At 67.0% G+C, this 22,552-nt stretch carries 20 protein-coding genes; 5 read left to right on the top strand and 15 right to left on the bottom strand.

What is annotated here, in order from left to right; all coding sequences use genetic code 11:
• The 8 genes from AC27VE_RS29555 to AC27VE_RS29590 all read right to left on the bottom strand — a co-directional run.
• Nucleotides 1–1,734: FUSC family protein (locus AC27VE_RS29555; protein ID WP_488705741.1), on the bottom strand; the 1,734-nt coding region annotated here is incomplete at its 3' end.
• The gene (gene mdtN / locus AC27VE_RS29560; RefSeq protein ID WP_488705742.1) at nt 1,715–2,764 is read right to left on the bottom strand and encodes a multidrug transporter subunit MdtN; all 1,050 of its coding nucleotides are present in this window, start codon (nt 2,762–2,764) and stop codon (nt 1,715–1,717) included. The genes AC27VE_RS29555 and mdtN, both read right to left, overlap by 20 nt.
• A 4-nt stretch (nt 2,765–2,768) precedes the next feature.
• Nucleotides 2,769–3,047 carry a hypothetical protein gene (locus AC27VE_RS29565; RefSeq protein ID WP_488705743.1) on the bottom strand — a complete coding sequence of 93 codons (279 nt, stop codon included), beginning with the start codon at nt 3,045–3,047 and terminating at the stop codon, nt 2,769–2,771.
• A gap of 86 nt (nt 3,048–3,133) precedes the next feature.
• Nucleotides 3,134–5,158, bottom strand: coding sequence for an acetyl/propionyl/methylcrotonyl-CoA carboxylase subunit alpha (locus tag AC27VE_RS29570; protein WP_006226112.1), 2,025 nt, complete (start codon nt 5,156–5,158; stop codon nt 3,134–3,136).
• 61 nt (nt 5,159–5,219) lie between these two features.
• Nucleotides 5,220–6,827 carry a carboxyl transferase domain-containing protein gene (locus AC27VE_RS29575; protein ID WP_006226113.1) on the bottom strand — a complete coding sequence of 536 codons (1,608 nt, stop codon included), beginning with the start codon at nt 6,825–6,827 and terminating at the stop codon, nt 5,220–5,222.
• A 217-nt stretch (nt 6,828–7,044) separates the two neighbouring features.
• Nucleotides 7,045–8,226 carry an acetyl-CoA C-acetyltransferase gene (locus AC27VE_RS29580; RefSeq protein WP_006226114.1) on the bottom strand — a complete coding sequence of 394 codons (1,182 nt, stop codon included), beginning with the start codon at nt 8,224–8,226 and terminating at the stop codon, nt 7,045–7,047.
• Nucleotides 8,227–8,228: 2 nt separating this feature from the next.
• The gene (gene aceK / locus AC27VE_RS29585; RefSeq protein WP_488705744.1) at nt 8,229–10,142 is read right to left on the bottom strand and encodes a bifunctional isocitrate dehydrogenase kinase/phosphatase; all 1,914 of its coding nucleotides are present in this window, start codon (nt 10,140–10,142) and stop codon (nt 8,229–8,231) included.
• Between the two features lie 20 nt (nt 10,143–10,162).
• On the bottom strand, nt 10,163–11,341 hold the full coding sequence (locus AC27VE_RS29590; protein WP_169272777.1) for an isovaleryl-CoA dehydrogenase: 1,179 nt from the start codon (nt 11,339–11,341) through the stop codon (nt 10,163–10,165).
• A 248-nt stretch (nt 11,342–11,589) separates the two neighbouring features.
• Between AC27VE_RS29590 and AC27VE_RS29595 the strand changes: the two genes are divergently transcribed.
• On the top strand, nt 11,590–12,768 hold the full coding sequence (locus AC27VE_RS29595; protein WP_006226117.1) for a M20 aminoacylase family protein: 1,179 nt from the start codon (nt 11,590–11,592) through the stop codon (nt 12,766–12,768).
• A gap of 75 nt (nt 12,769–12,843) precedes the next feature.
• Complete coding sequence (locus AC27VE_RS29600) at nt 12,844–13,815, top strand: Bug family tripartite tricarboxylate transporter substrate binding protein (RefSeq protein ID WP_006226118.1); 972 nt, start codon at nt 12,844–12,846, stop codon at nt 13,813–13,815.
• A gap of 246 nt (nt 13,816–14,061) precedes the next feature.
• Here the strand turns inward: AC27VE_RS29600 and AC27VE_RS29605 are convergent, their stop codons facing one another.
• Both AC27VE_RS29605 and AC27VE_RS29610 read right to left on the bottom strand, forming a co-directional pair.
• Nucleotides 14,062–14,394: a YnfA family protein gene (locus AC27VE_RS29605; RefSeq protein ID WP_006226119.1), complete on the bottom strand. Its 333-nt coding sequence runs from the start codon at nt 14,392–14,394 to the stop codon at nt 14,062–14,064.
• A gap of 9 nt (nt 14,395–14,403) precedes the next feature.
• Entirely contained in the window at nt 14,404–14,784 is a 381-nt protein-coding gene (locus tag AC27VE_RS29610) for a MerR family transcriptional regulator (RefSeq protein WP_088589798.1), read from the bottom strand.
• A 73-nt stretch (nt 14,785–14,857) separates the two neighbouring features.
• On the opposite strand from AC27VE_RS29610, the gene AC27VE_RS29615 reads away from it, so the two are divergent.
• Nucleotides 14,858–15,925, top strand: a complete 1,068-nt coding sequence (locus tag AC27VE_RS29615; protein ID WP_488705745.1) for an MBL fold metallo-hydrolase — start codon at nt 14,858–14,860, stop codon at nt 15,923–15,925.
• A gap of 307 nt (nt 15,926–16,232) precedes the next feature.
• Here AC27VE_RS29615 and AC27VE_RS29620 read toward each other — a convergent pair whose 3' ends face one another.
• Nucleotides 16,233–16,859, bottom strand: a complete 627-nt coding sequence (locus tag AC27VE_RS29620) for a LysE family translocator (protein WP_006226122.1) — start codon at nt 16,857–16,859, stop codon at nt 16,233–16,235.
• Between the two features lie 105 nt (nt 16,860–16,964).
• Between AC27VE_RS29620 and AC27VE_RS29625 the strand changes: the two genes are divergently transcribed.
• The gene (locus AC27VE_RS29625) at nt 16,965–17,699 is read left to right on the top strand and encodes a nitroreductase (RefSeq protein ID WP_488705746.1); all 735 of its coding nucleotides are present in this window, start codon (nt 16,965–16,967) and stop codon (nt 17,697–17,699) included.
• An 83-nt stretch (nt 17,700–17,782) separates the two neighbouring features.
• Nucleotides 17,783–18,976: a cystathionine beta-lyase gene (metC, locus tag AC27VE_RS29630; protein WP_006226124.1), complete on the top strand. Its 1,194-nt coding sequence runs from the start codon at nt 17,783–17,785 to the stop codon at nt 18,974–18,976.
• Between the two features lie 65 nt (nt 18,977–19,041).
• Here the strand turns inward: metC and AC27VE_RS29635 are convergent, their stop codons facing one another.
• The 4 genes from AC27VE_RS29635 to AC27VE_RS29650 form a co-directional block, all read right to left on the bottom strand.
• On the bottom strand, nt 19,042–20,031 hold the full coding sequence (locus AC27VE_RS29635; protein ID WP_088589795.1) for an alpha/beta hydrolase: 990 nt from the start codon (nt 20,029–20,031) through the stop codon (nt 19,042–19,044).
• Nucleotides 20,010–21,227 carry an ABC transporter substrate-binding protein gene (locus AC27VE_RS29640; RefSeq protein ID WP_088589794.1) on the bottom strand — a complete coding sequence of 406 codons (1,218 nt, stop codon included), beginning with the start codon at nt 21,225–21,227 and terminating at the stop codon, nt 20,010–20,012. Before AC27VE_RS29640 ends, AC27VE_RS29635 begins: the two co-directional genes overlap by 22 nt.
• Before the next feature lie 157 nt (nt 21,228–21,384).
• Nucleotides 21,385–22,017, bottom strand: a complete 633-nt coding sequence (locus AC27VE_RS29645; RefSeq protein ID WP_006226127.1) for a thiol:disulfide interchange protein DsbA/DsbL — start codon at nt 22,015–22,017, stop codon at nt 21,385–21,387.
• A 93-nt stretch (nt 22,018–22,110) separates the two neighbouring features.
• The coding region (locus tag AC27VE_RS29650) for an SPOR domain-containing protein (RefSeq protein ID WP_488705747.1) at nt 22,111–22,552 on the bottom strand (442 nt) is incomplete at its 5' end.

Genomic DNA, 22,552 nt, shown 5'->3' on the forward strand with positions numbered 1-22,552 from the left:
CGACAAGGCGGCCAGCGCATCGCGCCGGGCGTCCAGCCAGGCTTGGCCGGGACGCACCCACGAAGGCTCGGCACTTGCCAGCGCCAGGCTGTACTGGGCCTCGCGGCCGGCCGCCAGCGCTTCGGCGGCCAAGGCATGGCGCCGTGGCCCGCCCGCCGCGACTGCGCGCCATTGTTCGCGCAGCGCCGCCAAGGCCCGATCCGCTTGCGGGCCGATGCTGACGGGCCAGACGCGGGTGAACATCAGGTACACCACCGCGTTGCCCAGCAGGATGCCGATGGTGCGGTCACGGGCAATGGTCAAGTCGAAACCGGGACCGGGCCCCTGGATGACGCACAGGAAGAAAGCGAAGGCGATCTGGAAGCCGGCATAGGCGATGGCGGGTGGCCCCACCGCGATCCAGGCCGACAGCGCCGCCGCCGCGGATACCAGCGCCAGCAGCGCGGCGACGGAATCCATGTGCGGCACGACGAAGACGATCGCCGCCGTGCCTGCCACCGCGCCGATCACGCAGCCGGCCAGCCGCAGGCGCAACTTCTGCACGGTCTCACCGGCGGTACCCAGCGAAACGATGTAGCAGGTGATGACGGCGGTGTGGATGCCGGGCCAGTCCAGCAGCGTGTACAGCAGATAGCAGAACATGGCCGCACCGGTGGTCTTGAGCGCATAGGCCACATGTTCCGGATTGTTGCGGGCGTCGGGCAGGAAGAAACCGGCCTTGGGCTTGGCGGCGGCGCCCTCTTCCTGCGTCTCTGCTTCGGCAGGCGGCACGGCGAAGTGCTTGATGGCGTCGCACAGTTGCCCGCAGGCCACGCGTGCGGCCGGCGCCAGGGCCACGGCCGGCAGCGGGTCCGGTTCGATATCGACGGGATAGCCGCCCTGCTCCAGCATCGCCGCCATCTCGTCCAGCGTGCGGGCGAGCGGCTGGGCGAGTTCGCCGGGCAGCCCCGGGCCGTCCGCGTCGCGCAGCACGTCGATGGCAAGCAGGATGGCGACACTGGAGGCCGCGGCCTGGCCCAGCGCAGCGGCGTCGTGGCGCGTGGTGGTGCCTTCCACGACCGACAGCTTGAGCCAGGTCAGGATCTGCTTATTGCCGTCCTGCAAGGCCTGGCCAAACGCCGGCTCCGCGTCCTTGCCTTCGCGCAGCCGTCTCGCGCCCAGCCGCAGCCGGCGCGCCAGGCTGGCGCAGGTGAGCCGGCGCGGCGACGGCGCGGCCACGACGCTGACGATGATGGCCAGGCCGACCGGGATCGCCACCATGAGCCACGCGTACAGCAGGATGCGCGTGCTGGCCTCGCCAATCGGAACGCGGCCCATCTGGTCCAGCCCGAAGCCGACGACCATCGCGATGATGGCGCCCACCGGGCGCAGCTTGCTGGCGGATGTCAGGTAGAGCAGGCCGGCCGACAGCACGGCCATGGCGGAAACCCGCAGCAGCGGGTAGTCGATGCTGGCCTGGGTCACAAGCAGGACCAGACCGATCACCAGCGTGACTAGCACCAGCATGGCGCCGGCCAGCACGGCGTTGGTGACGCGGTCGGGCCGGATCAGGAAGAACACGATGTAGACAGACAAGGCGGCTTCGGGCGTGCCGTAAGCGCTGGCGACCAGCGCGGTGAGCGCGCAGATGACGGTCACGCGCAGGGTCATCTCGGCCCGGCCAGGGAACGGCGCGAGCCACTGCATCAGCTCGCTCCCGCGCGGAAAGCCGGCGTCAGCGGCAGGCCGGCCCATGGCGGACCTCGATCATGGCGCTTGCGCCCATGCGCACCAGCTTTTGCGGCGGTTCCTCGATCTCGACGCGCACGGGAAAGCGCTGCGCCACCCGCACCCAGTTCACCGAACGCTGCACCAGCGGCAGGGCATGCGGCACGTTGATGCGTTCGCCGTCGAGCACGCCGGCGCCGATGCCTATCACCTTGCCCCGCATCGCCTGCGAGCGGTCGATCATCGAGTAGACGGTGGCGCAATCGCCTTCGCTGATGCGGGCCAGGTCGGTCTCGCGGAAGTTGGCGACTGCGAACCATTCGTCGGACGCCACCAGCGTGAACAGGGACTGGCCGGGCGCCACGGTTTCGCCGGACAGCACGCCCAGGCCGGTCACATAGCCGTCGTGGGGCGCCCGCACGACCGTTTCGCCCAGCGAGTGGCGCGCACGCGCCAGAGCGGCTTGCCTGGCCTGTACGGCGGCCTGGGCCTCGGCCTCGTCGCCAATGGTGCTGGCGGCGGCCGCCTGTTGCTGCTGCGCCTGCTTGAGAGAGACTTCGGCGTCGCGCAGCGCGACCTGGGACTGGTCGTACTGCTGGGTCGGGATGTAGCCCTGTGCCGCCAGCGGCGCCAGCCGCTTCACGGTGCGCGCGGCCAGCGCGTGGTTGGCCTCGGCCCGGCGCAGCTGTTCGTCGGCCACGCTGGAGTTGGCGCGCTCGACAATCAGCGCACGGCGCCGGGTTTCCAGCGAGGCCTGGGCCATGGCGAGGTCGGCCTCGGCCTGCCGGACGGTCAGGCGATACGGTTCAGGGTCGATTTCGAACAGCGTATCGCCCTTGGCCACGTGCTGGTTTTCCTTGACGGGCAACGAGACCAGGCGGCCGCCGACGGGCGTGGCGACGTGGACAAGATCGGCGTCGATGGTGGCGTCGTCGGTGGCCGGGTAGTGCGAAGATCGATACGCGGCGTAGCCCAGGGCGGCGATGCCGATGGCGATGATGGCCAGCGCGATCAGGCGGCCGCGCGCGACGGGGGTGGAGGTGCCGGCGAGTTTCATGGAGTCACCTTGTTCCCAGCGCCCAGAACAGCACCGCTACGGTCAAACCGATCGCACTGCAGACGGACAGTTGCAGCGGCACCTTGCGGTTCCAGCCGGTGGCGACGAAGACGCGGTGGGCAACCAGCGCTGCCGCGACGCCGACCAGTCCGGCCATCAGCCACCGGGGGAAATACGCGCCGAAGATGATGTAGGACGGCGCGCCGCCGAAGCTGCATGCCTGCAGGGCCAGGGCCGCAGCCATGGCAACGGCAACGCGAAGGAACGGCGGCAGTCTAGGCATGGCGTGTGGGCACGGTCGCCTGTGTCGGAATACTGCCGCCGAGGATAGCACTGCAAGACGGCGGCCGTCCCCAGGGCTACCCCTTCCTATTCGATCGACACCAGTTCCGCGCCTTCGGTGACTTGGTCGCCTACGCCGTAGAACACTTCCCCGACGCGGCCGTCCGCCGGCGCCGAGATCGTGTGCTCCATCTTCATGGCTTCCATGACCAGAAGCGGCTGGCCCTTTTCGACCGTGTCGCCCGCCTTGACCGAGATCGAGATGATCTTGCCGGGCATGGGCGCGGTCAGGCCGCCGCCGTGTTCGCCCTGCGTGTCCTGGGCGTGCGCCAAGGGGTCGTAGAGCTCCAGCACGTGCACGCCGCCTTCGCCGAAGACGTGGGCGCGGTCGGCATGCAGAACGACCGTACCGGCGTTCTCATGGCCCGCCAGCGTGATGCGCAGGCCGTAGGCCAGGTTGGGGTTGGCGCTGGCATGCGAACGCCACAGGAAGGGTTGCGGGCCCGAGCCGGCATCCAGCGTCCAGGCGCCGCCTTGGCGGGCGACGGTCACGCGACGCGTCTCGCCGTTGTCCACCCACTGCAGATGGCGCTGGTATTGGTTGCCCAGGCGCCAGCCGTCGCGCGCGTCCCAGGGGTCGGACGGCCCCTTGCCGGCGGTTTGCAGGCCGGGTTGTGCCAGGCCCTGGCGCACCAGCACGGCGGCCGAGGCCAGCGCCAGTGTGGCCGTGCTTGCGGCCTGCGGTTCCGGCAGCAGCGTGGCGCGCTGGCGCTCGATCAGGCCCGTGTCCAGGTCCGCGGCGGCAAAGGCGCTGTCTTGCATCAGGCGCGACAGAAACGCCACATTGGTCTGCACGCCCACGGCCTGCGTCTGGGCCAGCGCCTGGAGCATGCGGGCGCGCGCCTGGTCGCGGTCGGCGCCGTGCACGATCAGCTTGGCGATCATGGGGTCGTAGAACGGGGTGATCGTGTCGCCCGTGCGCACGCCGCCGTCCACGCGGACGTCGCCGTTGGCAAACGCGGTGTGCGGCGGCAGGCCCAGGTAGGCCAGCGTGCCGATCGACGGCAGGAAGCCCTTTTCGGGGTTCTCGGCGTAGATGCGGGCCTCGATGGCGTGGCCATTGATGCGCAGGTCTTCCTGACGCGCCGGTAGCGGCTGGCCGGCGGCCACGCGCAACTGCCATTCGACCAGGTCGTGGCCCGTGATCATTTCGGTGACCGGGTGCTCCACCTGCAGGCGCGTGTTCATTTCCATGAAGTAGAAGCGGCCATCCGGTTCGGAGATGAACTCCACGGTGCCCGCGCCCACGTAGCCCACGGCGCGCGCGGCGGCCACGGCGGCTTCGCCCATGGCGCGGCGGCGTTCTTCCGTCATGCCGGGCGCCGGCGCTTCTTCGATCACCTTCTGGTGGCGGCGCTGCACCGAGCAGTCGCGTTCGAAGAGGTAGACGCAGTTGCCGTGCGTGTCCGCGAACACCTGGATTTCAATGTGGCGCGGCTTTTGCAGATAGCGTTCGATCAGCACGCGGTCGTCGCCGAAGCTGGAGGCGGCTTCGCGTTGGCAGGACGCCAGCGCATCCAGGAACGCGCCCGACGATTCCACCACGCGCATGCCCTTGCCGCCGCCGCCGGCGCTGGCCTTGATCAGCACCGGATAGCCGATGCCGTCAGCCTGGGTCTTCAGGAATTGCGGGTCCTGGTTGTCGCCGTGATAGCCCGGCACCAGCGGCACACCCGCTTTCTCCATCAGCGACTTGGCGGCGGACTTGCTGCCCATGGCGGCGATGGCGGACGCGGGCGGGCCGACGAACGAGATGCCCGCCTTTTCTGCGGCTTCCGCGAACGCTTCGTTTTCCGACAGGAAGCCGTAGCCCGGGTGGATCGCGCCCGCGCCGGTGTCGATCGCGGCCTGCAGGATGGCGTCGGCGCGCAGGTAGCTGGCGCGCGGTTCCGGTCCGCCGATGTGCACGGCCTGATCGCAGGCGGCCACGTGGCGCGCGTCGGCGTCCGCGTCCGAATAGACGGCGACGGTGCGGATGCCCATACGGCGGGCGGTGGCGGCGACGCGGCAGGCGATCTCTCCGCGGTTGGCAATCAGCAAAGTGTCGAACATGGATGTCATCCTGGCTGTAATTCTTCTTGAACTGCGGTGCTGCGGGGCAAGGGCGAACGCCCTACATCCGGAACACGCCGAACTTCGTGTCTTCAATAGGCGCGTTCAGCGCGGCCGACAAGGCCAGGCCCAGCACGCGGCGCGTATCGGCCGGCGCGATGATGCCGTCGTCCCACAGGCGCGCCGTGGCGTAGTAAGGATGGCCCTCATGTTCGTACTGTTCGCGGATGGGCGCCTTGAAGGCGGCTTCTTCATCGGCCGACCATTTCCCGCCGCGCGCTTCGATGCCATCGCGCTTGACCGTGGCCAGCACGCTTGCAGCCTGTTCGCCGCCCATCACCGAGATGCGGGCGTTGGGCCACATGAACAGCATGCGGGGCGAATACGCGCGGCCGCACATGCCGTAGTTGCCGGCGCCGAACGAGCCGCCGATCAGCACGGTGAACTTCGGCACGGCGGCGGTCGCCACCGCCGTCACCATCTTTGCGCCGTGGCGCGCGATGCCTTCGTTCTCGTATTTGCGGCCCACCATGAAGCCGGTGATGTTCTGCAGGAACACCAGCGGGATCTTGCGCTGCGCGCACAGTTCGATGAAGTGCGCGCCCTTTTGCGCGGACTCGGAAAACAGGATGCCGTTGTTGGCGACGATGCCGACAGGCATGCCCTGGATGTGGGCAAAGCCGGTCACCAGCGTGGGGCCGAAACGCGCCTTGAATTCGTCGAATTCGGACCCATCCACGATGCGCGCGATGACTTCGCGCACGTCGTAGGGCTTGCGCGTATCGGCGGGGATGATGCCGTTTAACTCGCTGGGATCGAAGCGCGGTTCGCGCACGGGAATCGTGGCCAGCGGCGCGGGCTTCTTGCGGTTCAGGCGGGCCACGGCGTTACGCGCCAGTTGCAGCGCATGCATGTCGTTGGCGGCTAGGTGGTCCACCACGCCGGACAGGCGCGTGTGCACGTCGCCGCCGCCCAGGTCTTCGGCGCTGACTTCTTCGCCCGTGGCGGCCTTCACCAGCGGCGGGCCACCCAGGAAGATGGTGCCCTGGTTCTTCACGATGATGGATTCATCGCTCATGGCGGGCACGTAGGCGCCGCCGGCGGTGCACGACCCCATCACCACGGCGATCTGCGAAATGCCCTGCGCGGACATCTGCGCCTGGTTGTAGAAGATGCGGCCGAAGTGTTCGCGGTCGGGGAACACTTCGTCTTGCTGCGGCAGGTTGGCGCCGCCCGAGTCCACCAGGTACACGCAAGGCAGATGGTTCTGCGCGGCGATCTCTTGCGCGCGCAGGTGCTTCTTGACCGTCATCGGGTAGTACGTGCCGCCCTTGACCGTGGCGTCGTTGCAGACGATGACGCATTCGGTGCCCGACACGCGGCCGATGCCGGTGATGACGCCTGCGCCCGGCGCGTCGCCGTCGTACATGTCGTGGGCCGCCATCGGCGACAGTTCCAGGAACGGGGTGCCCGGATCGATCAGGTTCTCGACGCGGTCGCGCGGCAGCAGCTTGCCGCGCGCCACGTGCTTGGCGCGCGCGGCTTCGCTGCCGCCCAGCGCAGTCTGCGCCAGCTTCTGATTCAGATCATCCAACTGCGCCTGCATGGCACGCGCGTTGTCGGTGAAGTCCTGCGACCGCGGATTGATGCGGGATTCGATGATGGGCATGGGGTTCCACCCGTCCTGCTTGATTGGAATTTGAAGGCGCTCGTAGAGCGGGTTGTCTCGCTGCCCGGTTGCTCCGGGCATTCTTGTCGATGTGGGTTTTCGTTGCGCCTTTTCCGATCTGGCCCGCGACCGACCCGTCGCGTCCGGTGGCCATGAGAGAAAAGGCGCAGCGAAAAACCACGGGAAGGCGGACGCCTGTCCGCCTTCCCGCGTGTCGTCAGACCATCTCGATCGCCATCGCGACGGCTTCGCCGCCGCCGATGCACAGCGTGGCGACGCCGCGCTTGCCGCCGGTCTTGCGCAGCGCGCCAACCAGCGTGGCCATCAGGCGGGCGCCCGATGCGCCGATCGGGTGGCCCAGGGCGGTGGCGCCGCCGTTGACGTTGACCTTGTCATGCGGCAGCTTGAAGTCGGTCATGGCGGCCATGGTGACCACCGCGAAGGCTTCGTTGATCTCGTACAGGTCCACGTCCTCGGCCTTCCAGCCGGTCTTGGCGAACAGGTTCTTCAACGCGCCCACGGGGGCGGTGGTGAACCAGCCCGGCTCTTGCGAGTGCTGGCTGTGGGCCACGATGCGGGCCAGCGGCTTGACGCCGAGTTTCTCGGCGGTGGAGGCGCGCATCAGCACCATGGCGGCGGCGCCGTCGGAGATCGACGACGAGTTCGCGGCGGTGATGGTGCCGTCTTTCTTGAACGCGGGCTTGAGCGTGGGGATCTTTTCCGGCATGGCCTTGGTGGGGGCTTCGTCGGTGTCGATCACGGTGTCGCCCTTGCGGCCGGCGACCGTCACGGGGGCGATTTCCCACTTGAAGCTGCCGTCTTCGGTAGCGGCGCGGGCGCGGCGCAGCGATTCCAGCGAGAACGCATCCTGCTGCTCGCGCGTGAACTCGTACTTGGCGGCGCAGTCTTCGGCGAACACGCCCATGGCCTTGCCCTTGTCGTACGCGTCTTCCAGGCCGTCCAGCGCCATGTGGTCATACACGGTGTTGTGGCCGAAACGATAGCCCTGGCGCGCCTTCAACAGCAGGTAGGGCGCGTTGCTCATGCTTTCCTGGCCGCCTGCGACGACGACTTCGGCGCTGCCGGCCGCCAGCAGGTCATGGCCGAACATGGCGGCCTTCAGGCCCGAACCGCACACCTTGTGAATCGTGGTGCACGCCACGCCCAGCGGCAGGCCGGCGCCCAGCGCCGCTTGACGCGCGGGCGCCTGGCCTTGGCCGGCTTGCAGCACGTTGCCCATGATGACTTCGTCGACTTGCTCAGGCTTGATGCCAGCGCGTTCGATGGCGGCCTTGATGGCGACTGCGCCCAGCTCGTGCGCGGCCAGGCCGGACAGGCTGCCCAGCATGCCGCCCATGGGCGTGCGGGCGATGGAAACGATAACAATGGGATCTGACATGACTAGCTCCTGTGAGGGTCGGGACAGCGTCTGGGTATCGGCACTGCGCGGTTGCCCGAAGGGCGTTCCGGACGCAGGCGTCTGTCCGTATCGTAAGGGAAAAATTCTTCAATCCGGCCCTGCGCCACGTGGGCGCGGCAGGCCTGCCACCAATCCGGTTCCAGCAGGTCGGCGTGGTGGCGCATGAAGGCGCCGCGCACGCGCGCGTCGCCAAGCAGGAAGCGGCCGAATTCTTCGGGGAATACGTCGTTCGGTCCAATGGCGTACCAGGGTTCGGACGCCATTTCCGCTTCTTCGTTGGGGGCCGGCGGAATGCGCCGGAAGTTCATTTCGGTCATGCGCTGGATTTCGTCGTAGTCATAAAAGACGACCCGGCCCAACCGCGTCACGCCGAAGTTCTTGTAAAGCATGTCGCCGGGGAAGATATTGGCGGCGGCCAGCTGCCGGATTGCGTCGCCGTACTCGCGCACGGCGGGGTCCAGCAGCGCGTCGGACGCCTGGCGCAGATAGATGTTCAGCGGCGTCATCCGCCGTTCGATGTAGACATGGCGGATGACGACCGTGTCCCCGGTTTCTTCGATCAGGCTGGGCACCAGACGGCGTAGTTCGTCCAGCAAGGCGGGGGCGAAACGGCTGCGCGGCAGCGCCACCTGCGAATACTCCCAGGTGTCGGCCATGCGGCCCACGCGGTCGTGCAGCTTCACCATCTGGTACTTGCGGCGCACGGTGGCGTGGTCCATGCCGTCTTTGTCGATGCGGTCCTTGATCAGCTTGAACACGTACGGGTAGGACGGCAGCGTGAATACGCACATCACCATGCCCTTGATGCCGGGCGCGATGTCGAAGGCGTCGCGCGAGTGGGCAAGGTGGTGCAGGAAGTCGCGATAGAACAGCGTCTTGCCCTGCTTTTGCAGGCCGATCATGGTGTAGAGCTCGGCCTTGGGCTTGCGCGGCAGAAGCGTCGCCAGGAAGTTCACGACGGCGGCCGGCGTTTCCATGTCCACCAGGAAATAGGCGCGCGTGAAGCTGAACAGCGTGCTCAGGTCGTCCGCGCCCAGCAGCAGCGCGTCCAGCGACACCTGCCCCGCCGGATTGCGCGTGAGCGCCACGGCGAAGGGGTAGACGGTGGTCTGGTTGATCAGGCGTCCGACGATGTAGGCGCCCTTGTTGCGAAAGAACAGCGAGCCCAGCGCATGGATCTGGCAATCGCTGGCGATGCGCCGACCCACGTGGCGCGGCAACAGCGTGCGCAACTGCGCGACCGCGGCCCGCGCAAGCATCCGGGTGTCGCGCGGCAGGTCTTCGAATGGCAGCGCCAGGCCGAAGTCCGCCACCATGCGGATCAGGCTTTTTTCCAGGCCGTCGGTGGCCGGGTAGTACACGCGGTAGGACGGCGTGCTGCTGTCCAGGTAGTCGGTCGCAACCGCCGGACGCACGAAGAGGAAATCGTTGTGGAAGTAGTCGCGATGCAGCAGCCGGCACGACACCGAATTGAAGAAGGTCTCGGCGCATTCCGGCTGGCGGTGGTCGCCCAGCAGGCCGACGAATTCCTGCTTGATCTGCTGCCAGTAGGCCGTCTGGGCGTCGGTCAGGGCCGGCGCCGCTGCGCCATTGCCTCCGTTGCCGTTGAGGCTTGCCGCGCCCAGCGCGCCCTCGGGGCGGCCGCGCAGCACGCCTTCCAATTGGGTGGCGCATTCGCGCACCCGCATGTCGTAGTACTCGATGCGTTCGCGCGACAGGTGCTGGATGCCGTGCCAGTCGCCGGATTCGAACAAGGCCTTGGCGCGCTGCGCGCTGTAGCGAAACAGCGCGTAGTGGCGGTCGAACCCCGCCAGGATCAGCCGCGCGACGTCCAGCGGCGAGGGCCCCGGGGCGGGGGCCTGCTCGATATGCTGGACATCGGACATGCGGATCATGATGGGGTCCGGACGGCGGATCAGGCCGTTTCGTTGAACAGTTCGCGGCCGATCAGCATGCGGCGGATTTCGCTGGTGCCGGCGCCGATCTCGTACAGCTTGGCGTCGCGCCACAGGCGGCCCACCGGGTATTCGTTGATGTAGCCGTTGCCACCCAGGATCTGCACGCCTTCGCCCGCCATCCAGGTAGCCTTTTCGGCCGTGTACAGGATCAGCGCGGCGCAGTCCTTGCGGACCTGACGCACGTGCTCGGTGCCCAATTTGTCCAGGTTCTTGCCCACCTGGTAGCAGAAGGCGCGGCTGGCCTGCAGCGTGGTGTACAGATCGGCCACCTTGCCCTGGATCAGCTGGAATTCGCCGATGGCCTGGCCGAACTGCTTGCGGTCGTGGATGTAGGGGACGACGACGTCCATCACCGCCTGCATGATGCCCAGCGGGCCGCCGGACAGCACGGCGCGTTCGTAGTCCAGGCCGCTCATCAGTACGCGAACGCCGCCGTTGACCTGGCCCAACACGTTCTCTTCGGGAATCTCGCAGTCCTGGAACACGAGTTCGCCCGTGTGGCTGCCGCGCATGCCCAGCTTGTCGAGCTTTTGCGCAACCGAGAACCCTTTGAAACCCTTTTCCACCAGGAAGGCGGTGATGCCGCGCTGGTGCGCTTCGGGATCGGTCTTGGCGTAGACGACCAGCGTGTCGGCGTCCGGGCCGTTGGTGATCCACATCTTGGTGCCGTTCAGCACGTAGCGGTCGCCCTTCTTTTCGGCGCGCAGCTTCATGCTGACGACGTCGGAACCGGCGCCCGGTTCGCTCATGGCCAGGGCGCCCACGTGTTCGCCCGAAATCAGCTTGGGCAGGTACTTGGCCTTCTGGGCCGCCGTGCCGTTGCGGTTGATCTGGTTCACGCACAGGTTGGAGTGCGCGCCGTAAGACAAGCCCACGGAGGCGCTGGCGCGCGAGATCTCTTCCATCACCACCATATGGGCCAGGTAGCCCATGTTGGCGCCGCCGTATTCCTCGTCGGCCGTCATGCCCAGCACGCCGAGTTCGCCGAATTTGCGCCAGAGGTCCATGGGGAACTGATCGCTGCGATCGACTTCAGCCGCGCGGGGCGCGATCTCGGCCTGCGCGAAATTGCGCACGGCGTCGCGCAGCATGTCCAGGTCTTCGCCCAGGTCGAAGTTCAGGCCGGGAAGATTCATCGATGTCTCCGTGATAGTGGGTACTTACATTCTTATGGGCGCCTGCCATCGGCGCGATGCCGCCATCGGAGGGCTCATCATGCGCCGATCACGCATCGCTGCGCAATGATGCACCGCAAATATTACGTTTACGTAAACGTAAATTGGAGTCGGGTTATCCCTAGGAAATTGCATGTTTCCCAGGGAGCAACGCTGATTACTATTCGACCCTGTCCCTGAAATCCTGCGTCATTGCCTCGGAGTCTGCCGTGCTCGAACTATCCAATCTGGACGAAATTGTGGCGCTGCGGCGCGATATCCACATGCATCCCGAGCTTTGCTACGAAGAGCACCGGACAGCCAAGGTGGTGGCGGACACGCTGCGCAGCTGGGGCATCGAAACGCACACCGGCATCGCCAAGACCGGCGTGGTCGGGGTGATCAAGCACGGCACGTCGGACCGGGCCATCATGCTGCGCGCCGACATGGACGCCCTGCCCATGCAGGAAGAAAACCAGTTCGACCACCGGTCGCGCCACGACGGCAAGATGCACGGCTGTGGCCATGACGGCCACACCGCCATGCTGCTGGCGGCGGCCCGCCACCTGCAGACCGCGGGCGGTTTCGACGGCACGGTGTACCTGTGCTTCCAGCCGGCCGAGGAAGGCGGCGCGGGCGGACGCGCCATGATCCAGGACGGCCTGTTCACGCGCTTTCCCTGCGAAGCCGTGTTCGGCATGCACAACTGGCCGGGCCTGCCGGCGGGCTCGTTCGGCGTGTGCGCCGGCCCCATGATGGCGGCAGCCAACGGCTTCAAGATCACGGTCAAGGGCAAGGGCGGCCACGCCGCCGCGCCCCAGGATTGCGCCGACCCCGTGCCGGCGCTGTTCGCCATCGGCCAGTCGCTACAGACCATCCTGACCCGCAGCAAGCGGCCGCTGGACGCCGCCGTGCTGTCCATCACGCAGGTGCAGGCGGGTGGCACCGTCATCAACGTCATTCCGAATACCGCCTGGCTGGGCGGCTCGGTGCGTGCCTACAGCACGGACGTGGTGGACCTGATCGAACGCCGCATGAAAGAGATCGCCGGCAACATCGCTGCCGCGCACGGCTGCGAGGCCGACGTGTTCTTCGAGCGCCGCTACCCGGCGCTCGTCAACACCGTGGCCGAGACCGAGTTCTGCATGGGCGTCATGCGCGACGTGGTCGGCGAAGACCGCGCGCTGACCATCGAGCCCGCGATGGCCTCGGAAGATTTCGCGTTCCTGCTCCAGGAAAAGCCGGGCTGCTACGTGTTCCTGGGCAACGGCGACGGCGAGCACCGCATGGCCGGCCACGGCCTGGGCCCCTGCATGCTGCACAACGCCAGCTATGACTTCAATGATGCTTTGATTCCGGCGGGCGCGTCGTACTGGGTTCGCCTGGCGCAACGCTATCTGACGGCCTGACCGCCGCGCCTGCTTGATGTGTTTCCCGTTTCACGCTTTATCCAACGCAGTGCTACGCAACATCACTAGGACGATATGAAAAAGAAGACATTGCTGGTCAAGGCCGCGGGGGCGGCCCTGGCAATCGTGGCAAGCGGCGCCATGGCCCAAAGCTGGCCCGCCAAGCCCGTTACGCTGGTTGTGCCCTATACCGCCGGCGGCAGCGCCGACGCGATCGGGCGCCGCCTGGGCGACGTGCTGCGCAAGGAAGCCAACATCACCGTCATCGTTGAAAACAAGCCGGGCGCCGGCGCTTCCGTGGGCACGGATTTCGTCGCCCGCGCGCAGCCGGACGGCACCACCCTGCTGCTGGCTTCCACCAGCCCGCTGACGATCTTCCCGCATCTGGCCAAGACCAACTACGACCCGATGAAAGACCTGACGCCGGTGGCCAGCGTGGCCGTGGCGCCGGTCGCCATCGTGGCGACCAAGGCGTTGCCGGTGAAAGACTTCGCCGGCCTGGTCGAATACGCCCGCGCGCATCCCGAAGGCGTGCGCTACGGCACACCGGGCCAGGGCACCGTCGCCCACATCGGCATGGCCGCCGTCACCACGCAGACCAACACCAAGATGCTGCACGTGCCCTACCGCGGCAACAGCCAGGCGCTGACCGACGGGCTGGGCGGCGTGGTCGAACTGCTTGTCGTCAACAGCGACGTCGTGTTGCCGCACGTGGCCAGTGGCGCGCTGCGGCCGCTGGCCGTGATGGCCCCGCAACGCCTGGCCGCCTGGCCGGACGTTCCCACGATGGCCGAACTGAAACTGCCGCAGGCGCAGTACTACTCCAACTTCGGCGTGTTCGCGCCCGCCAACCTGCCGCCGACGGTGTCGCAACCGCTGCTGGCCGCGTTGAACAAGGCGGTTGCCAGCGCCGACTTCCAGGACCTGCTGGCCAAGTCCTACCTGCAGCCCGGCACGGCGTCGGGCGAGGCGTTCGCCAAGCAGGTGCAGGCCGAGTTCACGAACAACGCCCGCATCATCAAGGAAGGCAACATCAAGGCGGAGTGATCGGGATTCGCGGGCGGGTTGACGGGCGCCGCGTGCTCCACGCCGCCTACCCTTCCGCCCCGAACGGGACCGTAGGATGGGTGGAGCGCGAAAGACTGCGCGCCAGAACACAAACCCCCAACGCGCGTAACCCATCAAGCAGATGTGATTGCTTGGCAAGGTCCGCCACAACGCAACCTCCGTCCGATGGGTTACGCGCGCTGGGCAGCAGCGTCCTTCCCACGAAGCGCTCGCGCTTCACCCATCCTACGTGCCCCGGGGGCCGAACATGATTACCAGCATGCCGGCCAGGCACAGGCCCACGCCGAGCCAGTCGCTTGCGCTGGGGCGCACGCCGTCGACTGCCCACAGCCACAGCAGCGCCATGCCGATGTACACGCCGCCATACGCGGCGTAGACCCGGCCGGATGCGGTCGGATGCAAGGTGAGCAGCCACGCGAACAGCGCCAGGCTGGCCGCGGCGGGTGCCAGCAGCCAGATGGAATGGCCCTTGCGCAGCCACAGATACGGGAGATAGCATCCGACGATTTCGGCCAGCGCGGTCAGGATGAACAGCGCGACGGTCTGCAGGGCGCCCATGTCCGCGCCTTACGGCTTCTGCGCCAGCAGCACGCGGCATTCGCGCTCTTGCTGGGCAATCTCTTGCAGGGTGTCTTCGATGTCGCGGCGCTGCTGCTCCAGCGTGGCACGGTGTTGTTCCAGTACGCTCAGGTATTGGCGCAGCTGGACTTCGGTGTCCCCCGGACCGTCGTACATGTCGATCAGGGTCAGGATTTCGGACAGTTGCAGCCCCAGGCGCTTGCCGCGCAACGCCAGTTTCAGGCGCGTTCGGTCGCGCGGGCCGAAGATGCGGTTACGCCCCTCGCGCGCCGGGCTGACGATCCCCTGGTCTTCATAGAAGCGGATCGTGCGGGGCGTGACGTCGAACTCGCGAGAGAGTTCAGAGATGGTCCAGGTTGACGAGGGCATGCGACGTGTGGCAGTTTACGTAAACGTAAATTATGATGACTTGACGGTAACGTCAAGCGTGGAGCGAGAGGCGATGAACCCCAACGAACAGAAACTGCAGTACCCCTGGGCGGACTTCCAGCCCGAAGCCGGTCATGCGCATGTGGTGACGGACGGGGTCAAATGGATCCGTATGCCGCTGCCGTTCGCGCTGGATCATATCAACCTCTGGCTGCTGCGCGACAACATCGACGGCCGCGACGGCTGGACCATCGTCGACTGTGGCATCTCGCGCGACGAGGTCAAGGTGCTGTGGGAAGAGGTCTTCAAGAATGAACTTGAAGGCCTGCCCGTGCTGCGCGTGATCGTCACGCACATGCACCCCGACCATATCGGCCTGGCCCACTGGCTGTGCGAACGCTGGGATGCGCGGCTGTGGATGACCATGACGGACTTCATGGTGGCGTCCTTGTGGTCGTCGCGCCGCACCGAAGCCGGCGGCGGCCCCGGCGGCCAGTCGGCCGTCGAGCACTTCGCCCGCCACGGGTTGACCGACCCGGATGCCCAAGAGCAGATCCGCCAGCGCGCCAACTATTTCCCGAACCTGGTGCCGGCCGTGCCCGCGCGCTACACGCGCATCATGCATGGCGACCAGATCCGCATCGGCGAGCGCGACTGGCGCGTGATCGTGGGCTATGGCCATGCCCCGGAACACGCGTCGCTGCATTCGCCCGGCCTGAACGTGCTGATCTCGGGCGACATGGTGCTGCCGCGCATTTCCACCAACGTAAGCGTGTTCGACTACGAACCCGACGCCAACCCGCTGCCCCTGTACCTGCGTTCGCTGGACGGCTACGACGGCCTGCCCGACGACACCCTGGTCCTGCCCTCGCATGGCCGCCCTTTCACGGGCCTGCACGAGCGCATCGCGCAGCAGCACGAGCATCACCGCGACCGTCTGGCTGAAGTCCTGGAAGCGTGCGCCGTGCAGCCGCAGTCGACGTCCGACATCGTGCCCGTGCTGTTCAAGCGCAAGCTGGACCTGCACCAGCTGACCTTCGCCATGGGCGAGGCGCTGGCGCATCTGCACGCGCTGTATTTCGAAGGCAAGCTCAAGCGCGCCACCGGCGCCGACGGCATCGTGCGCTTCACGGCGGCGTGATCACAACGCAAGCCGGGTTGCGCCCGACGTTCTTGTGTGACGACCCTTGCGCATCATCGCCCATGCAATCTGCGCACGCGGCGGGGACGTAGGATGGGTGGAGCGCGAGAGTCCGTACGGAAGAACACCGGCCTCGAGCGCGCGCAACCCATCAAGCAACGATTGCGCTGTAGCTAACGTTGCCAAGCAATCATCGTTGCTTGATGGGTTGCGCGCGTTGTATATCGAGATGCTTGCGGCCGACGTCTCGCGCTTCACCCATCCTACGGAAAGGCCCGTCGTGGGTGGGTGGCGAATGTCCGGTCCGTTACCGCGTCGCGGTCGCCAGCCGCACGGCCAGGCCCACGAACACCAGGGCGGCGATGCGGTTCAGCCAGCGCTTGGCCGGCACCGAGCGCTGCAGCAATTCGCCGAACGCGCCCGAGAAGAACGCGATGGCGCCGAACACCAGCAAGGTCGACACCATGAACACCGCGCCCAGCTGCAGGGTCTGGATGCCGACCGGGCCCAGCGCCGGCGAGGTGAACTGCGGCAGGAAGGCGAAGAAGAACAGCAGCACCTTCGGGTTGGTCAGGTTCATGACGATGCCGCGGCGATACAGGGCGCCGGGCTTGAGCGGTTCGGGCGCCTTGCCGGTTTCCGATTCCACCGGCGCGCGCAGGATCTGCCACGCCAGATAGGCCAGATAGGCGGCGCCCGCCAGCTTCAATACCGTGAACGCCACCGGCGACGCGGCGAACACCGCCGCCAGGCCAAACGCCACGGCGGCCGTGTGGCCCAGCAGCCCGGTGCACAGCCCCAGCACGACCAACATGCCCGCCTTGCGTCCCCAAATGGCTGATTGCATCAGCACGAACAGATTGTCGGGCCCCGGGGTCAGGGCCAGCAGGACGGCAATGCCAAAAAACGCGATCAGGGTATCGAAGGGCAGCATGGGTTTCGCCTGGAACGGGAAGGCTCCGGTCAGCCGGAGAATGGCATCATAAGGGCAAAATCCACCCGGCTCATTCGCGCCGACAACCGGAGAGAGACCCACACCATGGCCGCAAACCCCACGCCGGACTCGCCCGTCCGCGACGATGACGACGCCCGCCCGGACGCCGCGCTGGAGGCCTGGCTGCGCGCCCGCCACAGCTGCCGCGCCTTTCTGCCCGCCCCGGTGCCCCGCGCCACAATCGAGCGCATCCTGACGCTTGCGCAGCGCACGGCGTCCTGGTGCAACTGCCAGCCCTGGCAGGTGGCAATCACCGAGGGCGCCGGCACCGAACGCTTGCGCGCGGCGCTGCAGGCCCGGGCGGAGCAGGCTGGCGTCACCCCCGGCTTCACTCCGGACTTCCCCTTCCCCCGCGAATACCGCAACGAGTATCTGGCGCGGCGGCGCGAATCGGGCTTCCAGCTGTATGGCGCCGTGGGCGTGGCGCGCGGCGACCGCGAGGCCTACCGCCGTCAGGAAATGCGCAACTTCCAGCTGTTCGACGCGCCGCACGTGGCCATCATCACGACCGACGAGGCCCTGGGCGAATACGGCGCCATGGATTGCGGCGGCTATGTGGCGAACTTTCTGCTGGCGGCCCAGGCCAACGGCGTGGCCACCGTCGCCCAGGCGTCGCTGGCGATGTATCCCGAGGTGCTGCGCGAGGTGCTGGGCATCGACGCCGACCGCCGCGTCGTGTGCGGCATTTCCTTTGGCTACGCGGACGTCTCGCATCCCGCCAACAGCTACCGCACCCGCCGCGCCGACCTGCCGGAGGCCGTCGCCTGGGTCACGGCCTAGGGACAGGCCGCCTCGCGCCTGATATGGTTCACCCTATCCGCCCTTGTTCCGGCTTCGTTCATTCTTAAGCACTTTCCCTGAAGATGACCACCAAACACATCGATACGGTTTTGCAGCACGCGGGCACCGCCCCGTTCCATCCTGAAACCGGCACCGCGCCGGTGCCGCTGCCACCCATGCGCGCCAGCACGGTGCGCTTCGAGAACCTGGCCGCGCTGGAGCAGGCGCAGCGCACCAAGGCGGCCGGCGGCCGCGCCACCACCTACGGCCGCATGGGCATGGACACCCATGCCGCGCTGGAAGAGGTGTTCACGCAGCTGGAAGGCGGCACGCATTGCTATCTGGCCTCGTCGGGCCTGTCGGCGATGACGATGGTCATGATGGCGCTCTGCTCGGCAGGCGACCACGCGCTGATCTCCGACTGCGTGTACGGCCCGATGCGCGAACTGGACGATGCCGTGCTCAAGCGCATGAACATCGACATCACCTACTTCTCGGCCGACGAAGACCTGGAAGCGCTGGTGCAGCCCAACACGAAACTGCTGTATGTGGAGTCGCCCGGTTCGCTGTTGTTCGAAATGCTGGACATGGGCGCGATGGCCGCGTTCGCGCAGGACCACGGCCTGGTGCTGGCCACCGACAACACGTGGGGCTCGGGCTATATCTATCGCCCGCTGACGCTGGGCGCGCAGGTCTCGGTCATTGCCGGCACCAAGTACGTGGGCGGCCACTCCGACCTGATGCTGGGGGCGGTGGTCACCAACGACGAAGCAATCGCCAAGAAACTGAACCGCACGCAGTACGCGATGGGTTATTCCATCAGCGCCGACGACGCCTGGCTGGCGCTGCGCGGTGTGCGCACCATGCCGATCCGCATGGCCCAGCACGCGCGCCACGCGTTGCAGGTGTGCGAATTCTTTAAGAGCCGTCCCGAAACCGTGCGCCTGTTCCATCCGGCCTGGCCGGCGGACCCGGGCCATGCGTTGTGGCAGCGCGATTGCACCGGCTCCAACGGCATGCTGTCGGTGGAACTGGGCCTGTCGCCCGCGGCGGCACGTACCTTCGTGGACGCGCTGACCTTGTTCGGCATCGGCTTTTCCTGGGGCGGCTACGAAAGCCTGGTGCAACTCGTGTCGCCCAAGGACCTGTCCAAGCACCGCTATTGGGGCGAAGGCGACAATGCGTTGGTCCGCCTGCACATCGGCCTGGAATCGCCGGAAGACATCATCGCCGACCTGACCCAGGCGCTGGAAAAAGCCGCGGCGGTACGCGAGTAACGCCGCAGCCCGCGGCATGGCAGCCTGATGGTACGGCATCGCGCAATGCGCGCGACGCCGTGCGCTCAGACCGCCGTGGCGCGGATCCAGGCGCCGACGCGCGCGGCGATGTCGTCACTGTTGTCGTCCATCATCGGCATGTGGGAATTGCCCGTGATGCCCTGCTCCGCCAGCCGCCACACGTCCACCCGCGCACCGTGGCGCGCCAGCGAATCCGCATAGTCCTGGCCGGCGGCGCACAGGCGCTGCCACAATGGCGTGGCATCCAGATAGTCGCCATAGACGAACAGGAACGGCTTGTCCGCCACGGCGGCGGTGACCACGTCGCTGGAAAAGCCCGAGGGCTCGATGCCGATCACGCCGCGCACCAGATCCGGCCGCGCATGCAACGCGCGGTAGGCCACTTCGCCGCCATGGCTGTGCGCCATCACCAGGCACGGGCCCACGCGATCTAGCACGGCGCAAAAACCCCGCAAGGCCGCATCGTTGTTGCCCAGCCAGCGCGGCACCGCGTGGCGGATGAAGTCGTCGAACGCGTCGACGGGAAAGCGCTGCCCGGCGAACGCGCGCCGCGCCTCGAAATCCTCGGCGCGTCCGAAGCGGAACAGCGACCAGCTTTCTTCCGCGTTGCGGATGATGGGCGGCTCGGGCCAGACCTGCTGGAACGGGGCCCAGCCGGCGCGGCCGCGCTCCACGTTGTCCACCACATACACCGCATGGCCCTGGCGCAGGAAATGCTGCATCCACCCTGCCCGGCCGTCGGGCGTCTGTTCCCACATGGCGCCCGTCATGCCGCCGCCGTGCAGCAGCACGACGGGCAGCGGATGGGTGAGCCGGGCCGGAATGAAATACTGCACGTAGGCCTGTTCGAAGTGGTACAGGCCGTTCGGGTCATAAGCCAGCGACGCGGTCTGCGTGAAGGCAATGTCGCGCTGCGGCAGGCCGGCCACGCGCACGGGCTTGCCGCCGGCGTAGAAGCTGCCGAAGTCCGCCAGCGCGACGGGCTCCGAGGCGGACGACGGCCTGGCCGGCGTCATGGCTTGACCAGCGGGCATTGGCTTTCCGACAGCGGCCAGGCCAACGTGTCGCCGGGAATGGTGCGCACGATGTTGTAGTAGTCCCACGGCGCCTTGGACTGCTCGGGCGTCTTCACCTGCGCCAGCATCATGTCGCGCACCACCAGCCCGTCCTCGCGAATATGCGCGTTCAGGCTGAAAGGGTCGTCGATGGGCAGCGACTTCATCTTCGCCATCACGGCATCCGAATCCGCCGTGCCGGCGGCCTTCACCGCCTGCAGGTAATGCCGCACCGAGCTATACACGCCCGCCTGCAGGAAGGTGGGCGGGCGGCCGACGCGCGCTTCGAACTTCTTGGTGAAGGCGCGCGTGCCGTCGTTCATGTCCCAATACGATGGCACGGTCAGATAAGTCTTCTGCGCCGCTTGCAGGCCCAGGCTGTGCACATCCGTGATCAGCAGCAGCATGGCGGCCAGCTGCTGCGTGCCGCCGATGCCGAATTCCGCGGCCTGCTTGATGGCCGAGATGGTGTCGCCGCCCGCATTCGCGATGGCGATGATCTGCGCCTTTGAGCCCTGCGCCTGAAGCAGGAACGAGGCGAAGTCAGAGGCGTTGAGCGGGTGGAACACCGTGCCCACCACTTCGCCGCCATTGGCTTTGACGACGGTTTCGGTGTCGGCCGCCAGTTGCTTGCCGAAGGCGTAGTCGGATGCCAGGATGAACCAGCGCTTGTTGCCTTCCTTGACGACGGCGGTTGCCGTGCCGCGCGACAGCGCATAGGTGGTGTAGGTCCACTGCACGCCATACGGCGAGCATTGCGCTTGCGACAGCGCGGTGGTGCCGGGGCTGGAGAACAGCACCAGCTTCTTCTTTTCGCGCGCGATGCCTTGCACCGCTAGCGCGACGGACGAATTGGGCACGTCCACCACGACGTCCACGCCATCGGTGTCGTACCACTTGCGGACCATGCTGCTACCGATGTCGGGGCGATGCTGGTGGTCGCCGGACACCAGCGAGATGGGCTTGCCCAGCACCGTGCCCCCCATTTCTTCGATGGCCAGGCGGGCGGCTTCCACCGACCCCTTGCCGGTGGCGTCGGCGGTGACGCCCGCCATGTCCGTCAGGACGCCGATCTTCACGCCGTCGGCCGTGCTGGCATGCGAGGCGACGGCGCCGAACGCCAGGCACAGGCCCAGGCCCAACGCCGCGCGATTGCGCAGGAATTGCTGTTTCATTTGTCTTCCACCCGTTTGATGCCGTCGATGCGGCGAATTTTTGTGGCGAAAGTGTAGCGCCGGCGTTTGGCGCCCGGCGCGGCTGAAACATCTTCTCCAAAAAGAAAACGCCCCGGCGGTGAGGCCGGGGCGTTTTGTCGTGATTCGCGGACGCGGATTACTTGCTGCGCGCCATCGGGATCAGCTGGTTGACTTCCTTCAGCGCGCCTTCGTAGCTGTTGCCCGCCATGACCGGCGAGGTCATGAACTTGCCGCCCACGGCAAACGAGGGCGTGCCGTCGATGCGGTAGGCCTCGGCCAGCTGGGTGGCGCGTTGCACCTGGGTTTGCACGGTGAACGAGTCGAACACCGAATCGAACTTGGCGCGGTCCACGCCTTGGGATGCGGCCCACTCGCCCATGGACTTCTTGTCGAACAGGCGCTTGTGCTCGCCGTGGATGGCGGTGAAGAACTTGGCGTGCAGGTCCTGGCGGTCCAGGGCCAGGAACGTGTAGTACACCTGCTGCAGCGGCTTCATGCCGGCGTTGAAGGCGATCGGCACTTGCTTGAGCACGACGTCGGACGGGGCGGTCTTGACCCAGTCTTCAACCATGGGTTCCATGGCGGCGCAATGCGGGCAGGTGTAGGCGAAGAATTCCAGCACTTCCACCTTGCCCGGGGTGTCCGACGGCAACGGCGGGTTGATCGACACATAGGCCGGCGTGCCTTGAGCGTGGCTTGCCTGGCTGAAGAACGCCGTGGCGGTCAGCGCGGCCGCGGCCATGATGCGGATAATCTTGGTGGACAACATGGATGAGAGGTTCCTGGGTAAAAAGTTACAGACAGGCCCGGGGCCGGATAAGTTCAATGCCAAGCGTTCAATGCCAAGCCGCAGGCGCCGCGTTTACTGGCGCACCACGGCGGTTTCAATCTTGTTCTCGCCCAGCCTGCCGCGGGCGCGGTTCATGTCGTCCAGGCGGGCGAACGGGCCGACTCGCACCCGGTTGATCGCCTTGCCGTTGACTTCGGCCTTCTGCACAGCCACCGGCAGCCCCAGCAGGATGATGCGGGCTTTCAGCGATTCCGCGTCATTTTCGCCGCGGAAGGCGCCCGCCTGCAGGTAGTACGTGCCCGTTGCCGCAGACGCCGTGGCGGTCGCGGCTTTGGGGGACGGGGCCGGGGTGGCGGCCGGCGCGGACTTGGAAATTGGCGTGGGCGCCTGGGCGGGCGCCATGGCGACTTGCGCGGGCGGGGTGGACGCCGCCTGCGGTTTGGCGGTTGACGGCAACGTAGCGATCAGCGCACCCAGGTCGTCCAGCTTGGAGGGCGTTTCGTCAGGCTTGGCC

This window comes from Achromobacter sp. 18P8.1.1 (assembly GCF_057799415.1).

Excerpts from the sequence above, each read along its gene's own strand:
- mdtN (WP_488705742.1), bottom strand. The coding sequence starts at position 2,764 with ATGAAACTCGCCGGCACCTCCACCCCCGTCGCGCGCGGCCGCCTGATC.
- AC27VE_RS29565 (WP_488705743.1), bottom strand. The coding sequence starts at position 3,047 with ATGCCTAGACTGCCGCCGTTCCTTCGCGTTGCCGTTGCCATGGCTGCG.
- AC27VE_RS29570 (WP_006226112.1), bottom strand. The coding sequence starts at position 5,158 with ATGTTCGACACTTTGCTGATTGCCAACCGCGGAGAGATCGCCTGCCGC.
- AC27VE_RS29575 (WP_006226113.1), bottom strand. The coding sequence starts at position 6,827 with ATGCCCATCATCGAATCCCGCATCAATCCGCGGTCGCAGGACTTCACC.
- AC27VE_RS29580 (WP_006226114.1), bottom strand. The coding sequence starts at position 8,226 with ATGTCAGATCCCATTGTTATCGTTTCCATCGCCCGCACGCCCATGGGC.
- aceK (WP_488705744.1), bottom strand. The coding sequence starts at position 10,142 with ATGATCCGCATGTCCGATGTCCAGCATATCGAGCAGGCCCCCGCCCCG.
- AC27VE_RS29590 (WP_169272777.1), bottom strand. The coding sequence starts at position 11,341 with ATGAATCTTCCCGGCCTGAACTTCGACCTGGGCGAAGACCTGGACATG.
- AC27VE_RS29600 (WP_006226118.1), top strand. The coding sequence starts at position 12,844 with ATGAAAAAGAAGACATTGCTGGTCAAGGCCGCGGGGGCGGCCCTGGCA.
- AC27VE_RS29605 (WP_006226119.1), bottom strand. The coding sequence starts at position 14,394 with ATGGGCGCCCTGCAGACCGTCGCGCTGTTCATCCTGACCGCGCTGGCC.
- AC27VE_RS29610 (WP_088589798.1), bottom strand. The coding sequence starts at position 14,784 with ATGCCCTCGTCAACCTGGACCATCTCTGAACTCTCTCGCGAGTTCGAC.
- AC27VE_RS29615 (WP_488705745.1), top strand. The coding sequence starts at position 14,858 with ATGAACCCCAACGAACAGAAACTGCAGTACCCCTGGGCGGACTTCCAG.
- AC27VE_RS29620 (WP_006226122.1), bottom strand. The coding sequence starts at position 16,859 with ATGCTGCCCTTCGATACCCTGATCGCGTTTTTTGGCATTGCCGTCCTG.
- AC27VE_RS29625 (WP_488705746.1), top strand. The coding sequence starts at position 16,965 with ATGGCCGCAAACCCCACGCCGGACTCGCCCGTCCGCGACGATGACGAC.
- metC (WP_006226124.1), top strand. The coding sequence starts at position 17,783 with ATGACCACCAAACACATCGATACGGTTTTGCAGCACGCGGGCACCGCC.
- AC27VE_RS29635 (WP_088589795.1), bottom strand. The coding sequence starts at position 20,031 with ATGCCCGCTGGTCAAGCCATGACGCCGGCCAGGCCGTCGTCCGCCTCG.
- AC27VE_RS29640 (WP_088589794.1), bottom strand. The coding sequence starts at position 21,227 with ATGAAACAGCAATTCCTGCGCAATCGCGCGGCGTTGGGCCTGGGCCTG.
- AC27VE_RS29645 (WP_006226127.1), bottom strand. The coding sequence starts at position 22,017 with ATGTTGTCCACCAAGATTATCCGCATCATGGCCGCGGCCGCGCTGACC.